The organism is Krasilnikovia sp. MM14-A1004 (assembly GCF_047159485.1).
GTDB lineage: Bacteria > Actinomycetota > Actinomycetes > Mycobacteriales > Micromonosporaceae > Actinoplanes.
Genome location: NZ_AP038773.1, coordinates 1,183,216 through 1,198,216 on the forward strand (window position 1 = coordinate 1,183,216; position 15,001 = coordinate 1,198,216).

18 protein-coding genes are annotated in these 15,001 nt (G+C 71.9%); 17 read left to right on the forward strand and 1 reads right to left on the reverse strand.

All coding sequences use genetic code 11. The features are described from left to right. Positions 1-63 precede the first annotated feature (63 nt). The 17 genes from ffh (at position 64) to ACMCNN_RS05605 (ending at position 13,815) form a co-directional block, all read left to right on the forward strand. On the forward strand, positions 64-1,626 hold the full coding sequence (gene ffh / locus ACMCNN_RS05525; protein ID WP_412745086.1) for a signal recognition particle protein: 1,563 nt from the start codon (positions 64-66) through the stop codon (positions 1,624-1,626). A gap of 103 nt (positions 1,627-1,729) precedes the next feature. Then, positions 1,730-2,767, forward strand: coding sequence for a cation diffusion facilitator family transporter (locus ACMCNN_RS05530; protein WP_412745087.1), 1,038 nt, complete (start codon positions 1,730-1,732; stop codon positions 2,765-2,767). A 105-nt stretch (positions 2,768-2,872) separates the two neighbouring features. Then, positions 2,873-3,460 carry a Uma2 family endonuclease gene (locus tag ACMCNN_RS05535; RefSeq protein WP_412745088.1) on the forward strand — a complete coding sequence of 196 codons (588 nt, stop codon included), beginning with the start codon at positions 2,873-2,875 and terminating at the stop codon, positions 3,458-3,460. Between the two features lie 26 nt (positions 3,461-3,486). Beyond that, positions 3,487-4,563, forward strand: coding sequence for an amidohydrolase family protein (locus ACMCNN_RS05540; protein WP_412745089.1), 1,077 nt, complete (start codon positions 3,487-3,489; stop codon positions 4,561-4,563). A 107-nt stretch (positions 4,564-4,670) separates the two neighbouring features. Beyond that, entirely contained in the window at positions 4,671-6,077 is a 1,407-nt protein-coding gene (gene proS / locus ACMCNN_RS05545) for a proline--tRNA ligase (RefSeq protein ID WP_412745090.1), read from the forward strand. A 22-nt stretch (positions 6,078-6,099) separates the two neighbouring features. Further along, a complete protein-coding gene (locus tag ACMCNN_RS05550; protein ID WP_412745091.1) occupies positions 6,100-6,762 on the forward strand; it encodes a DUF402 domain-containing protein in 663 nt (220 codons plus the stop codon). Between the two features lie 191 nt (positions 6,763-6,953). After that, a complete protein-coding gene (gene rpsP / locus ACMCNN_RS05555; protein ID WP_412745092.1) occupies positions 6,954-7,472 on the forward strand; it encodes a 30S ribosomal protein S16 in 519 nt (172 codons plus the stop codon). Further along, a complete protein-coding gene (locus ACMCNN_RS05560) occupies positions 7,447-7,707 on the forward strand; it encodes an RNA-binding protein (protein ID WP_130508779.1) in 261 nt (86 codons plus the stop codon). Before rpsP ends, ACMCNN_RS05560 begins: the two co-directional genes overlap by 26 nt. Before the next feature lie 16 nt (positions 7,708-7,723). After that, a complete protein-coding gene (rimM, locus tag ACMCNN_RS05565; RefSeq protein ID WP_412747065.1) occupies positions 7,724-8,296 on the forward strand; it encodes a ribosome maturation factor RimM in 573 nt (190 codons plus the stop codon). 38 nt (positions 8,297-8,334) lie between these two features. After that, positions 8,335-9,099: a tRNA (guanosine(37)-N1)-methyltransferase TrmD gene (trmD, locus tag ACMCNN_RS05570; RefSeq protein ID WP_412745093.1), complete on the forward strand. Its 765-nt coding sequence runs from the start codon at positions 8,335-8,337 to the stop codon at positions 9,097-9,099. A gap of 131 nt (positions 9,100-9,230) precedes the next feature. Continuing rightward, positions 9,231-9,590: a 50S ribosomal protein L19 gene (gene rplS, locus ACMCNN_RS05575; protein WP_412745094.1), complete on the forward strand. Its 360-nt coding sequence runs from the start codon at positions 9,231-9,233 to the stop codon at positions 9,588-9,590. A 228-nt stretch (positions 9,591-9,818) separates the two neighbouring features. Further along, positions 9,819-10,694: a signal peptidase I gene (gene lepB / locus ACMCNN_RS05580; protein ID WP_412745095.1), complete on the forward strand. Its 876-nt coding sequence runs from the start codon at positions 9,819-9,821 to the stop codon at positions 10,692-10,694. Beyond that, complete coding sequence (gene lepB, locus ACMCNN_RS05585) at positions 10,694-11,347, forward strand: signal peptidase I (RefSeq protein WP_412747066.1); 654 nt, start codon at positions 10,694-10,696, stop codon at positions 11,345-11,347. Before lepB (ACMCNN_RS05580) ends, lepB (ACMCNN_RS05585) begins: the two co-directional genes overlap by 1 nt. A 45-nt stretch (positions 11,348-11,392) precedes the next feature. Next, positions 11,393-11,860: an NUDIX hydrolase gene (locus ACMCNN_RS05590; protein WP_412747067.1), complete on the forward strand. Its 468-nt coding sequence runs from the start codon at positions 11,393-11,395 to the stop codon at positions 11,858-11,860. Then, positions 11,860-12,690, forward strand: a complete 831-nt coding sequence (locus tag ACMCNN_RS05595; RefSeq protein ID WP_412745096.1) for a ribonuclease HII — start codon at positions 11,860-11,862, stop codon at positions 12,688-12,690. Before ACMCNN_RS05590 ends, ACMCNN_RS05595 begins: the two co-directional genes overlap by 1 nt. Beyond that, positions 12,687-13,010: a DUF2469 domain-containing protein gene (locus ACMCNN_RS05600; RefSeq protein ID WP_130508772.1), complete on the forward strand. Its 324-nt coding sequence runs from the start codon at positions 12,687-12,689 to the stop codon at positions 13,008-13,010. Before ACMCNN_RS05595 ends, ACMCNN_RS05600 begins: the two co-directional genes overlap by 4 nt. Positions 13,011-13,116: 106 nt before the next feature. Further along, positions 13,117-13,815 (forward strand): murein hydrolase activator EnvC family protein, encoded by a 699-nt coding sequence (locus tag ACMCNN_RS05605; RefSeq protein WP_412745097.1) that lies wholly within the window; start codon positions 13,117-13,119, stop codon positions 13,813-13,815. Here the strand turns inward: ACMCNN_RS05605 and ACMCNN_RS05610 are convergent. Continuing rightward, entirely contained in the window at positions 13,793-14,980 is a 1,188-nt protein-coding gene (locus ACMCNN_RS05610; protein ID WP_412745098.1) for an aminotransferase class V-fold PLP-dependent enzyme, read from the reverse strand. The two genes, ACMCNN_RS05605 and ACMCNN_RS05610, sit on opposite strands and share 23 nt — an antisense overlap. Positions 14,981-15,001: the final 21 nt, after the last annotated feature.

A 15,001-nucleotide genomic window follows, 5' to 3' on the forward strand; every position in this document is an offset into this window, starting at 1 on the left:
GAGTCGGCGAGGCGGTTAGGCTTGCGGGCGTTCCCTCATCGCTGACCAACGGGAAGTTGCGCCGTGTTTGACACCTTGAGCGACCGCCTCTCCGGCATTTTCACCAAGCTGCGGGGCAAGGGCCGGCTCACCGACGCCGACATCGATGCCACCGCGCGCGAGATCCGCCTCGCCCTGCTCGAGGCGGACGTGGCGTTGCCCGTGGTCAGGGCCTTCATCGCCAGCCTCAAGGAGCGGGCGCGCGACGCCGAGGTGTCGAAGGCGCTCAACCCGGCGCAGCAGATCATCAAGATCGTCCACGAGGAGCTCATCAACGTCCTCGGCGGCGAGGCGCGGCGGCTGCGGTTCGCCAAGCAGCCCCCCACCGTGATCATGCTGGCCGGTCTGCAGGGCTCCGGTAAGACCACCCTCGCGGGCAAGCTGGCCCGCTGGCTCAAGGGCCAGGGCCACCAGCCGCTGCTGGTCGCCTGCGACCTGCAGCGCCCCAACGCCGTCAACCAGCTCCAGGTCCTCGGCGGCCGGGCGGGCGTCGACGTGTACGCCCCGCAGCCCGGCAACGGCGTCGGCAACCCGGTCCAGGTGGCCAAGGACTCCATCGAGCACGCGCAGCGGGCCGCGAAGGACATCGTCATCGTCGACACCGCGGGCCGCCTCGGTATCGACGCCGAGATGATGCAGCAGGCCGCGGACATCCGCGACGCGGTCAGCCCCGACGAGGTCATCTTCGTCATCGACGCCATGGTCGGCCAGGACGCGGTGCAGACCGCCGAGGCGTTCCGCGACGGCGTCGGCATCACCGGCGTCGTGCTGTCCAAGCTCGACGGTGACGCCCGCGGTGGTGCGGCCCTGTCGGTCCGGCACGTCACCGGCGAGCCGATCCTCTTCGCGTCCACCGGCGAGAAGCTGGAGGACTTCGACGTCTTCCACCCCGACCGGATGGCCAGCCGGATCCTCGGCATGGGCGACGTGCTGACCCTCATCGAGCAGGCCGAGCAGGCGTTCGACGAGGAGCAGAAGGAGAAGATGACCTCCAAGCTGCTCGGTGGCGAGCAGTTCACCCTGGAGGACTTCCTCGACCAGCTCATCGCCGTACGGCGGATGGGCCCGATCGCGAACGTGCTGTCCATGATGCCCGGCATGGGCCAGATGAAGGACCAGCTGGCCGAGCTGGACGACAGCCACTTCGACCGGGTCACCGCGATCATCCGTTCGATGACCCCGCAGGAGCGGGCCAACCCGAAGATCCTCAACGGCTCCCGCCGCGCCCGCATCGCCAACGGCTCCGGCGTCACCGTCATGGACGTCAACCAGCTGCTCAACCGCTTCGCCGATGCGCAGAAGATGATGAAGCAGATGGGCGGCATGATGGGCCTGCCCGGTGCCCGCCGCAAGGCGACCAAGAGCCCGAAGAACAAGCGCAAGGGCACCAAGGGCGGCAGCAGCCGGCCCCGCGTCGGCGGCGCCGGGATGCCGGCCGGTTTCCCCGGCGGCATGCCCCAGCTCCCGCCGGGTCTCGACCCGAACGCGCTGGGTGGCGGCGGTCCGGGCCTGCCTCCCGGCTTCAAGCTCCCCAAGCTCGACTTCAACAAGCTGACCCGGCCCCCCAAGGACGACGACAAGCGCTGACCGGGTGCCGCGGGCGGTCCGCGAGCGCGTCGGTGCGTGTTGTTGCAGGTCAGCGGCATTTACCAGGTAGAGGCACACCCGTTTCGCCGCCTACCGTGGACGGGTGCACCCACACCGCGACCATGCCCATGACCACGGCCACGATCACGCGCACGACTGGTGGCGGCGGGTGGCGCACCTGCTGCGGCCGCATTCGCACGACACCGCCGACAAGGTCGACACGGCGCTGGAGACCTCGGCCGCGGGGCTGCGTGCGTTGTGGATCTCGATGGTGGTGCTCGGCGCGACTGCGGCGCTGCAGGCCGTGGTGGTGGTGTGGTCGGGATCGGTGGCGCTGCTCGGGGACACCCTGCACAACGTGGCCGACGCGCTGACCGCGGTGCCGCTGGGGATCGCGTTCCTGCTCGGGCGGCGGGCGGCGAACCGTCGCTACACGTACGGCTACGGCCGCGCCGAGGACCTGGCCGGCGTCGTCATCGTGATCACCATCGCGGTGTCCGCGGCGCTGGCCGGGTGGGAAGCGGTGCGGCGGCTGCTGGACCCGCAGCCGGTCGACCGGCTCGGCTGGGTCGCCGTGGCGGCGCTGGTCGGGTTCGCCGGCAACGAACTGGTGGCCCGGTACCGCATCACCGTGGGCCGGCGGATCGGTTCGGCGGCGCTGGTCGCCGACGGGCTGCATGCGCGTACCGACGGGTTCACCTCGCTGGCCGTGCTGGCCGGTGCCGGCGGTACGGCACTGGGCTGGTGGTGGGCCGACCCCGTCGTCGGGCTGCTGATCACCGCGGCCATCGTCGTCGTGCTCCAGGACGCGGCCCGGCAGGTGTACCGGCGCCTGATGGACGCCGTCGACCCCCACCTGGTCGACCGGGCCGAGAGCGTCCTGCGCGCCACTCCCGGCGTCCGCGACGTCGCCGCCGTCCGGATCCGCTGGATCGGGCACCAGCTGCACGCCGAGGCCGACCTCGTCGTCGACACCGACCTGTCCCTGATCGAGGCACACGAGGTCGCCGCCGACGCCGAACACCAGCTCACCCACGCCGTGCCCCGGCTGACCGGCGCCACCGTGCACACCGACCCGGCCACCCACCCCGGCGGCCACCACCACGCCGCACTGTCCCACCGCCGCCGCGGCCACCACTGACCCGAGTACGGCGGGCTTTCCGGGTTGTCCACAGCCCGCGATCACGGACCACGCCGGGTAGCCTGACGTCCCTACGGTGACGGTGTCCTTGCCCGAGGAGGCCCATTGACCGCCGCGCTGAACCTGCCCGACAAGCAGGACTGGACCGTCGACGACCTGGCGAGCCTTCCGAAGGACCTTCGCTACGAGTTGATCGACGGAAGGCTGATCTTGCCGTCCCCCACCGCGATCCATCAGGACATCGGCGTCCAGATCCTGCTCGCACTGCGGGTCGGATGTCCGCCAGACCTCATGCCCGTCGTCCATCTGTCGCTCGCGGTGAACTCACGCAACGAGCCCCGGCCCGACGTCGTCGTCATCCGGCCGGACCACGCCAACATCAGCCCGGTGCCGGTGGACGACGCCGTACTGGCCGTGGAGGTGATCTCACCGGGTTCCCACTTCCGGGACATGTACGCCAAGGCGAAGATCTACGCCGCCGCCCGGGTCGCCCACTACTGGGTCATCGACCCGCTGTTCGAGGACGGCATCGTGCTCACCGCGTTCCAGCCCGGCGACAACGGCGAGTACGAGATCGTCGCCAGCACCGACAAGGTGTTCACGACGGACGCGCCGTTCGACGTGAGCATCGACCTGCCCGCGCTGACCGAGCGCCGCCGTGCCCTGTTGGAGCGTGCCCGTCCGCACGACTGAACGGCCGATCAGGTAGGACTGTGGACATGGCCTTGCATGTGCGCGGTGTCCTGCTCCCCGACGACGAGGTACGCGACCTGTGGCTGATCGGCGACCGGGTCACCTTCGAGCCGGTCGCCGACGCCGAGACGATCAGCGACTCCGGGTACGTCCTGCCCGGCCTCGTCGACGCACACTGCCACCTCGGCATCCAGTACGGCGGACACCCGATCGAGCACCTGGACGAGGCGCGGGAACTGGCCACCACGGACCGCGACGCCGGGGTGCTGGCGATCCGGGACGCGGGTTCGCCGTACCCGTATCCGGAGCTGGACGACGAGCCCGGCATGCCGCGCCTGGCCCGCGCCGGACGGCACGTCGCGGCCCCCAAGCGGTACCTGCGCGACATCGGGGTGGAGGTCGACGGCGCCGATGTCGCCGCGGCCGTGACCGCGCAGGCCCGGGCCGGAACGGGCTGGGTGAAGCTGGTCGGCGACTGGATCGACCGATCCGTCGGCGATCTCGCCCCGTCATGGGACCCGGCGACCATGGCCGCCGCGGTCGCGGCCGCGCACGCGGCGGGCGCGCGGGCGGCGGTGCACACCTTCTCCGAGGAGGGGGTGGCGCAGATGGTCCGGGCCGGGGTGGACTCGGTCGAGCACGGCACGGGGCTGTCGTTCGATCTGATCGACGAGATGGCCCGGCGGGGTACCGCCCTGGTGCCCACGATGATCAACATCAGGACCTTCGGTGGGATCGCCGACCGGGCCCGCGACAAGTTCGCGGGGTACGCCGACCACATGATCGCCCTGCGGGACCGCTTCCCGTCCGTGGTCCGCGCCGCCCACGAGGCAGGGGTGCCGATCTACGTGGGCACGGACGCGGGCGGCGGCATCCGGCACGGGCAGGCCGCCGAGGAGATGCTGCTGCTGCACGAGGCGGGCATCCCCGCGCTGGACGTGCTGGCGGCGGCGTCCTGGCGGGCCCGGTCCTGGCTGGGCTTCCCCGGCCTGGTCGAGGGCGGCTGCGCCGACCTGGTCGTCTACCCCGAGGATCCACGCCGCGACCTGACCGTCGTGCGGGCACCTCAGCGGATCGTCCTTCGCGGACGGGTCATCCGCTGAGCGTGCGCGCCGCGTGACCGGCGGAGCCGTCCGGGACGGTGATCCGGTGCCGGTCGGCTGGGCTCCGGAGGCGGGTGATCCGCCGGGCCTCGCTAGGATGCTGCCTCATGGCTCGCGTGCTCACTCCCCGTGCGGAGGACTTCCCCCGCTGGTACCAGGACCTCATCGCCAAGGCGCAGCTCGCCGACAACGGCCCGGTGCGCGGCACGATGGTGATCCGGCCGACCGGCTACGCGCTGTGGGAGCGCATGCAGGGTGAGATGGACGCCCGGATCAAGGCGGCGGGCGCGGAGAACGCGTACTTCCCGCTGTTCATCCCGGAGAGCTACCTGCGCCGCGAGGCCCAGCACGTGGAGGGCTTCTCGCCCGAGCTGGCCGTGGTCACCCATGCGGGCGGCAAGGAGCTGGCCGAGCCGATCGTGGTGCGCCCCACCAGCGAGACGATCTTCGGTGAGTTCATGGCCAAGTGGGTCGACTCGTACCGGGACCTGCCGCTGCTGCTGAACCAGTGGGCCAACGTGGTGCGTTGGGAGCTGCGCCCGCGCACCTTCCTGCGGACCACCGAGTTCCTCTGGCAGGAGGGCCACACCGCGCACGCCACCGAGGCGGACGCGGCGGCCTACGCGCGCCGCATCCTGCACCACGTGTACGAGGACTTCATGGTCAACCTGCTGGCCATCCCGGTCGTGCCGGGGCGCAAGACCGTCGGGGAGCGGTTCGCGGGTGCCACCAACACCATGACTCTCGAAGCCATGATGGGCGACGGCAAGGCGCTGCAGATGGGCACCTCGCACGAGCTGGGGCAGAACTTCGCCAAGGCGTTCGACATCACGTACTCGTCGGCGGCCGGGAGCCTGGAGCACTGCTGGACGACGTCGTGGGGCAGCACCACGCGGATGATCGGCGGGCTGATCATGGTGCACGGCGACGACAGCGGGCTGCGCGTGCCGCCCCGGCTGGCGCCGGTGCAGGCCCAGGTCATGGTGGTCAAGGCGGGCGAGGGGGTGGCCGAGGCCGCGGCCAAGCTGCGCGACGAGCTGGCCGCCGCCGGGGTACGGGTGACCCTCGACGACCGCGCCGACGTGCCGTTCGGCCGCCGGGCGGTGGACGCCGAACTCAAGGGCATTCCGGTACGCGTCGAGGTGGGCCCGCGTGACCTGGCCGCGGGTAACGCGGTGCTGGTCCGCCGGATCACCGGGGCGAAGGCGCCCGTGGCGCTCGGCGAGGTCGCCGCCGCGGTCACCGCCGCGCTCAAGGCCGACCAGCAGCAGCTGCTCGACGACGCGCTGGCGCTGCGCGAACAGCGCACCGTCGACGTCAAGACGCTGGGCGACGCGCTGGAGGCGGCGCAGACCGGCTGGGCGCGCGTGCCTTGGTCGGCGGTCGGCGTGGAGGGCGAGGCCGAGGCCAACGGCAAGGCGGTCACCGTACGGTGCCTGGTCCGTCCCGACGGCACCGTGCCGGACGCCGACGACGAGCCGGACCTGGTCGCGATCCTGGCCCGCGCGTACTGATGGGCTTGCGGGCGGGGCGGCCGTGACGCCGTTCGCGCCGGGGCGGACGGTGCTGTACCGCCACATCGCGCGCGACCGGGTCGTCGGGGTGCGCCCGTGCCGGGTGATCAGCGACGACGACCGCGGGCTGCTGCTGTGGCTGCCGCGCGGCTCGGCCGTGGCGGTCGAGCTGGCCGCCGACGGGCGGGGAGTGCGGGACATGCCGTTCACCGAATGGGTGACGGGGGAGCGCCGCCTGCACGAGGCGACGTGGCAGGGTCCCGCGATCGTGAAGTTCCTGCCCCGCGACGCCCACCACTCGGTGTGGTTCCTCCGCGACGACAGGGACGCCTTCGTGGCCTGGTACGTCAACCTGGAGGAGCCCCTGGCGCGCTGGGACGACGGCCCGGCGGCCGGGGTCGACGTGATCGACCAGGACCTGGACATCGTCGCCGCCCCGGACCGCAGCTGGCGATGGAAGGACGAGGACGAGTTCGCCGAGCGGCTGGCCCTGCCCGAGCAGTACTGGGTGCCCGACGAGGCCGCGGTGTGGGCCGAGGGGTACCGGGCGATCGAGCTGATCGAGGCGGGGAAGTTCCCCTTCGACGGCACCTGGACCGATTTCGAGCCCGACCCGTCCTGGCTGGTTCCGCAGGCGCTGCCACCGGGCTGGGATCGCCCGGCCGCCGCCGAGCGCTCGTCCTGATCACCGGAATGGGGCGGGATGGGAGGGCGGTGGGACCGACGGCCGGTGGTCTGGCAGAATGGGTGGCTGGTTCGGCGTGCGTGAGGCTGCCCTCTAACTCCTGACGCGCTGCCAGTCCGCGAGGCAACGGCCCACAACCCCACGTGGTGCCCGGCGACTCGATCACGTCGCATTCAGGAGTAAAAGACACCGTGGCCGTAAAGATCCGGCTCCTGCGGATGGGCAAGATCCGCAACCCGCAGTACCGCATCGTCGTCGCCGACTCGCGCACCAAGCGTGACGGTCGTGCCATCGAGTACGTGGGCATCTACCACCCCAAGGAAGACCCGTCGGTCATCCAGGTGAAGTCCGAGCGCGTGCAGTACTGGCTCTCCGTCGGCGCCCAGCCGAGCGAGGCCGTGCAGCGCCTGCTGGAGAAGACCGGCGACTGGCAGCAGTTCAAGGGCCTGCCGGCCCCGCCGCCGCTGCTGGTCGCGGCTCCCAAGGCGGACCGCCTGGCCGCGTACGAGGCTGAGGCCAAGTCCGCCGCCGGGGTCGCCGAGACCAAGCCGGCCACCGCCAAGAAGGCCCCCGCCAAGGCGGAGAAGGCCCCCAAGGCCGAGGCCAAGGCTGAGGCCAAGGCCGCCGACGAGGCTCCGGCGGAGACCCGCGAGGAGGCCGCTGCCAAGGCAGAGGACGCCGCCGGTGCCGGCGCCGACTCCGCGAGCTGACGGGGCGCTCCGGCCCGCGCTGGAGCACCTCGTCAAGGGCATCGTCGACAACCCGGACGACGTCCGGGTCCGGCTCGTCGACTCGCGCCGCGGCAAGCGGCTCGAGGTCCGCGTGCACCCCGAGGACCTGGGTACGGTCATCGGGCGCGGCGGGCGTACGGCCAAGGCGCTGCGCCAGGTCATCGGTTCGATCGGTGGGCGTGGCATCCGTGTCGACATCGTCGACGCGTACTGACGCACACCGCGCGATGCTGCTCGTCGTCGGCCAGATCGGCAAGCCCCACGGCATCCGTGGGGAGGTGCTCGTGACGGTGCGTACGGACGAGCCCGAGGCGAGATTCGTGGCCGGGCAGGTGTTCACCACCGAGGTCCCCCGGGACCGGCGGGTGAGCACCGGCCCGGCCACGCCGCCGGCTCCTCCGGGCGGAGTGGCCTACCGCGTGCCCGACAAGCTGACCCTGGAGTCGCTGCGCTGGCACCAGGGCCGGGTGATCGCCCAGTTCGCGGGCGTGCCCGACCGTAACGTCGCCGAGGCCCTGCGCGGGGTGATGCTCTGCGTCGACAGCGGGGACATCGCCGCGCCGGACGACCCGGACGAGTTCCACGACCACCAGCTGATCGGCCTGGCCGTGGTGTCCGCCGACGGCACGGTGTACGGCGAGGTGGAGCGCATCGAGCACGCCCCGGCGTCCGACCTGATCGTGCTGCGCAAGGCCGGGGGCGGGACCGCCCTGATTCCGTTCGTGAGCCAGATCGTCCCCTCGGTGGACCTCGCCAACGGGCGCGTGATCGTCGACCTGCCCGAGGGTCTGCTCGATCTCTGATCGTCCTGCCCCGAGGCTCGACCCGTGAGAGAGCTGCCGTGCGCGTCGACATCGTCTCGATCTTTCCCGAGTACTTCGCCCCCCTGGACCTGTCGCTGATCGGCAAGGCGCGCACGTCCGGCCTGCTCGACGTCGCCGTGCACGACCTGCGGGCCTGGACCTCCGACGTGCACCGCACCGTCGACGACACCCCCTATGGCGGCGGGCCGGGAATGGTGATGCGCCCGGAGCCGTGGGCCGGCGCCCTGGACGCCGTGGTCCGCCCGGATTCGCTGCTGGTGGTGCCGTCCCCGGTCGGTGCACCGTTCACCCAGGCGACCGCGCACGAGCTGGCCGAGGCCCCGCATCTGGTCTTCGCCTGCGGCCGGTACGAGGGCATCGACCAGCGGGTGCTGGACGACGCGGCGACCCGGATGCCGGTCCGCGAGGTGTCGCTCGGCGACTACGTGCTGTTCGGCGGCGAGGTCGCGGTCATCGTGATCATGGAGGCGGTGACCCGGCTGCTGCCCGGGGTGCTGGGCAACGCCGACTCGCTGACCGAGGAGTCACACGCGGCGGGCCTGCTGGAGGCCCCCGTGTACACCAAGCCCGCGCAGTGGCGCGGGCACGAGGTCCCGGCGGTGCTGCGCTCCGGCGACCACGGCCGCATCGCCCGCTGGCGCCGCGAGCAGTCGCTGCTGCGTACGGCGTCCCGGCGGCCGGACCTGTGGGCCGCGTACCCGCCGGAGCGGCTGGACAAGCACGACCGGGCCGCCCTGGACGGGGCCGGATTTCAGATCCCCGACCCGGATGTGGCAAAGTAGGGAGGTTGCCGTTCGCCTCCACGCCGTGGAGGGCGGGCGAGGGGCTCCGGGGCACCATCGAGCCGGGGTTCAGAATCACCCACCTGCACACCGAACTCCCGGTGTGCTTTGAGTACGACGAGGATGCAGCGATGAACACGCTGGACGCTCTCGACGCCCAGTCGCAGCGCACCGACATTCCCGACTTCCGGGCGGGTGACACGCTCAAGGTCCACGCCCGGGTCGTCGAGGGCAACCGCTCCCGCGTCCAGGTCTTCCAGGGCGTCGTGATCAGCCGCCAGGGCGGTGGTCTGCGCGAGACCTTCAAGATCCGCAAGATCAGCTTCGGGGTCGGCGTGGAGCGCACGTACCCGATCAACAGCCCGCAGATCGACCGGATCGAGGTCGTCAGCCGCGGCGACGTGCGCCGCGCCAAGCTGTACTACCTGCGTGAGCTGCGCGGCAAGAAGGCCAAGATCAAGGAACTGCGCGAGAAGCAGACCGTCAGCTGAACCCCATCGAGGTCCGGGCCGTACGTTCTCTCGGACTGACGTTTGCCGCGCGGGCGAACTACGCTTGCGCGAGTGACGGATGGGCACCAGCGCCACTGCGGTAACCGCCGCTGCGGCGGACCATTCGCACTACCGCCCGACCTGCCCTGTAGCTGGGGCCTCGGGCGGTAGTGCTGTATCCGGAGCGGTCGGCCGGGACGGCGGTAGGAGATGCGTAGCGTGGAACCGATGGAAGGCTATCGAGCCTCCCGGCGGCGCCGGGGCGTGATCCGGCGCAAGGAGATGCCCCTGTGGCAGGAGCTGCCGCTGCTGCTGGTGGTGGCGTTCTGCCTGGCCGTACTCATCCGCACGTTCCTGGTTCAGGCGTTCTTCATCCCCTCGGGTTCGATGGAGAACACGCTGCTGGTCGGCGACCGGGTGCTGGTCAACAAGGTCGTCTACGACATGCGTGACCCGGTGCGCGGCGAGATCGTGGTCTTCCGCGGCACGGACAACTGGGCGCCCGAGCAGCCGGCCACCCCGGTCAGCAACGCCTTCTCCGCCAAGCTCGGCCGGACCATCGGCGACCTGGTCGGAGTGAGCCGTCCCGGGGAGAAGGACTTCATCAAGCGGGTGATCGGCCTGCCCGGCGACAAGGTCGCCTGCTGCGACGCCAAGGGCCGGATCACGGTCGACGGCAAGCCGATCGACGAGCCGTACGTGCAGGAGAACTCGTCGCTGGACGCCCCGCCGAATCCGAAGCAGTGCACGAGCCGCCGGTTCGCCGAGGTGACCGTGCCCCCCGGTGAGATGTTCGTCATGGGCGACCACCGGCTGGTGTCGCAGGACGCGCGCTGCCAGGGGCCCGTACCCATCCGCAACATCATCGGCCGCGCCTTCGTGGTGGTCTGGCCCAGCAGCCGGTTCACCGGCCTGTCCGTGCCCGACAACTGGAAGAACTTCGCCGCGAGCCACCCGGTCGCCGCGGCACCGCCGGGCGCCGTGCCCCCGTCCGACCCGGATCCGGCTACGGGTGCCCTTATCGTCCCGTTCCTATTGACCGCGGGAGTATCCGCGCGTTCCGGTCTTCCGACCATGACGCGGCGACGTAGGCTCCGTTCGTGATTGACGAGCAAAACGAGCAAACCAACAAACGCCGCGGTTCGTTCTGGCGTGAGCTGCCGATCCTGCTGGGCGTCGCCATCCTCGTCGCGGTCCTCGTCCGCGCCTTCGTCCTGCAGACCTTCTACATCCCGTCCCCCTCGATGGAACACACCCTCAACGTGCTCGACCGGGTGCTCGTCAACAAGCTCGTGTACGACTTCCGCGATCCGCGCCGGGGCGAGGTCGTCGTGTTCAAGGCGCCGAGCGACTGGCAGAGCGGCACCGAGGGCGAGGACTTCATCAAGCGCATCATCGGCGTCGGCGGCGACCACGTGGTCTGCTGCGACGCGAAGAAGCAGCTGATGATCAACGGCCACTCGCTGCACGAGCCATACATCTACCGCGACGCGGACGGCACCCAGGACCCGCCCGCCGACGAGGACTTCGACATCACCGTCCCGTCCGGGAGGCTGTGGGTGATGGGCGACCACCGCTCCGCCTCGGGCGACTCCCTGGAGCACTACCAGCAGACTCAGAACATCAACGAGGCCACGGTCCCGGTGGACTCGGTGGTGGGCCGGGCATTCGTGATCTTCTGGCCGCTGAGCCGCGCCGCCTGGCTCCCCGTGCCGCCGGAGTTCGACACGATCCCGGCCCCGGCGCCCACGGGCTGACCGGGCTGACCGTCGCGCCGCCCGCGCCCTAGGCTGGGTGGCGTGATGACGAACCGCCCGGCCGCGCGGGTGCTCCTGGTCGACGCGGCGGGCCGGATCCTGCTGTTCCACGGCGGCGACCCGGTCGCCCCGGACGAGAGCTGGTGGTTCACCCCCGGCGGCGGCCTGGAACCGGGGGAGACCCCCGCCCGGGGCGCCGCCCGGGAGCTGTTCGAGGAGACCGGCCTGCGCGTCGACCCCGCCGAGCTGGGCGAGCCCGTCTGGCACCAGGTGATCGAGTTCAGCTACCGGCATCAGTGGTACCGGCAGGATCAGCAGTTCTACCTGCTGCGGGTCGACCGCTGGCAGGTCGACACGGCCGGCTTCGAGGAGGAGGAGCGGACCAGCGTCGACGGGCACCGCTGGTGGTCGCTGGCCGAGCTGGACGCCACCGACGAGGACGTGTACCCGGAGGAGCTGCCCGACCTGTTGCGGCGGCTCGTGTCCGACGACGTAGCGCTGGGGGGCCACTGATGCTTGCCCCACCCCGTACCGTGGTGCGGCGCGAAGGCGGCCTCTACGCGCTGGAGCGGGCCCTGCAGCGGCGCGGCTTCCGGCTGGTCGCCGGAGCCGACGAGGCCGGCCGCGGCGCCTGCGCCGGGCCGCTGGTCGCCGCCGCGGCGATCCTGCCCGAGGGCCGGCGCGGCGAGATCGAGGAGCTGGCCGACTCCAAGCTGCTCACCCCGGCCGCCCGCGAACGCGTGTACGACGAGGTCGTCGCCCGCGCCCTGACCTGGTCCGTTGTGGTCATCCCGGCCACCGAGGTGGACGCCCGCGGCCTGCACGTCTGCAACCTGGCCGCGATGCGCCGGGCGCTGGCCTCCCTGGCCGAGCGCCCCGAGTACGTCCTGACCGACGGTTTCCCGGTCGACGGGCTGGACGCCCCCGGCCTCGCGGTGTGGAAGGGCGACCGGGTGGCGGCGTGCGTGGCCGCGGCCAGCGTCCTCGCCAAGGTCACCCGGGATCGCCTCATGGTCGAGCTGGACACCCGCTTCCCCGGCTACGGCTTCGCGGTGCACAAGGGCTACATCACCGACGAGCACAGCGCGGCCCTCACCGAGCTCGGGCCGTGCGCCGAGCACCGGTTCTCGTACGTGAATGTGGCCGCGGCCTCCGGCCGGGGCAACCGGCCCCCGCGAGCCCGCCGCCCGCGCGACACCACGCCGCCCCCCGTGTCCGACGCGGCCGAGCCGATGATGCTCTGGCCGGTGGCGGAGGGTACCGTCGGCGTGGCGTCGGGCGACCAGCCTCGGCCGCCGGTGCCGGTGGGGGAAGATGAGGCCATGGAGGGCGAGAAGCGATGAGCGCAGAGGATCTCGAGAAGTACGAGACCGAGATGGAGCTGCAGCTCTACCGGGAGTACCGCGACATCGTCCGCCAGTTCTCGTACGTGGTGGAGACCGAGCGCCGGTTCTACCTGGCCAACCAGGTCGATCTGCACGTGCGCAACGCCGACGGCGAGGTCTATTTCGAGGTGGAGATGCATGATGCCTGGGTCTGGGACATGTACCGCCCGGCCAGGTTCGTCAAGAACGTGCGGGTGATGACGTTCAAGGACGTGAACGTCGAGGAGCTGGAGAAGCCCGACATCTCGCTGCCGGACGACGCCAACTTCGGCGGCTGACGCCCGTCCACAGCCCTGCCCGTCCACGACGCGGGTCCTTGTCCACAGCGCGGGCCTGTCCACAGGGCCGTCCCGCGAACGGCGGCGTATCCGGCAGGGTGCGCACATGGTCCCGCTGCTGTTGTGCCTGCTGTTGCTGGCGTGCCCCGGATGTCCGGCCGCGCCGCCCTCGTCCGGTCCCGTCCCGCCGCCGATCGCCGACCCGGTGCTGGGCATCTCTCGCCGCGGGTCGCCGTTACCGGCCGGCGACCCGGCGGATGCCGGAGCCGGACCGCTGATGCTCTTCGCCGGCCCGCAGCGATTGCTGCCCGCCGCACCCGAGCGGCCGGGCCGCCCGATGTCCCAGCCACCGGGTGAAGCGGGCGCGCGATTCCGGTGGCCGCTCGATGCGCCGCACGTCGTGCGCGGCTTCGCCCCGCCGCCGCGCCCATGGCTGCCCGGCCACCGCGGCGTCGACCTCGCCGCGCCCCCGGCCACTCCGGTGCAGGCGGCCGGGCCGGGCATCGTGGTCTTCGCCGCCGTACTGGCGGGCCGCGGGGTGGTCAGTGTGGCGCACCCGGGCGGTCTGCGCACGACGTACGAGCCGGTCGACCCGGTCGTGCGTGCCGGTGCGACGGTCGCGGCCGGGCAGCGGATCGGCACCCTGCGGACCGGGCACCCCGGCTGCCCCGCACCCGCCTGCCTGCACTGGGGAGTGCGCCGCGGCGAGACCTACCTGGATCCGCTCGCGCTGCTGGGCCTGCGCCGGGTGCGCCTACTGCCGCTGATACGCCCGACTGCGGCTACTGCCGCTGATACGCATTGAGCAGCGCCGGGAGCCGCTCGGCCAGCCGGTCGTACTCCTCCGGCCGGTTGTAGACCTGGGCGCACAGCCGCAGCCAGCCCCGGCCACCCCACGCGTTGACAGCGGTCTCGGCGGACAGCTTCTCGGCGATGTGCAGCCGCAGCGCCTGCGCCTCCGCCTGCGTGGTGGCCAGCCCGACCGGCAACGGCACGATCCGCATCGACCCCGGCCCGCCGGGGTCCGGCAGGTCGGCGGGGGCCAGCCCGAGTGCCTCCCCGACCACCCGCTGCCCGTACGCCGCGAGCGCCGCGTTGTGCGCCTGCACCGCCTCGACGCCGAGGGTACGCAGCGCGTACAGCCCTGCGGGCGCGGCCAGCCAGCCGGTGTAGTCCACGGTGCCCTGGAACTCGACCGCCAGCGGGAATCCGGCGTCCTGCTCCCAGGACACCGCCAGCGGCTCGATCCGCCGCCGCCAGACCGGTGCCACGGTCATCAGCGCGGTGCCGCGCGGCGCGAACGCCCACTTGTGCAGGTTGCCCACCCAGAAGTCCGCCCCGATCGCGCCGACGTCCACGGGGAGCATGCCGGGCACGTGCGCCCCGTCCACCAGGACCGGGATGTCGTGTTCGCGGGCGGCCGCCACGATCTGCCGTACCGGCAGGATCTGCGCCGTACCGGAGGTGACCTGGTCGACGATGAGCAGCTTGGTCCGCCCCGGGCGCAGCGCGTCCCGGATCCGGGACACCACCTCGGCTTCCGCGGCACACAGCGGCAACGCGACCGTCCGTGCCGTGGCACCGGCCCGCCGGCACTGCCGCCGGACGGCCAGCGTCACCGCGCCGTACGTGTGGTCGGTCATCAGGACCTCGTCGCCCGCCGCGAGCCGCACGGACTGCAGCGCCACCGCCACGCCGGACGTGGTGTTGGGCACCAGGGCGCTGCCGTCCGGGTCGGCACCCAGGAACCCCGCGAGGTGCCGTCGGGTGTGGATGATGCGATCGAGCAGCCCCTGCGCGTAGAAGCGCAGCGGGTTGGACTCGACCTCGTCGCGCAGCCGCTGCTGGACGCGCTGCACGCTGAGTGGCACGGCGCCGAAGGCACCGTGGTTGAAATAGGACACCGCCGGGTCCAGCGAGAACAGGAGCCGGGCTCCCGCGATGGGTGGGGGTGGATCTCCGGCGGGCACGCCTCGATCGTACGGTGCCTG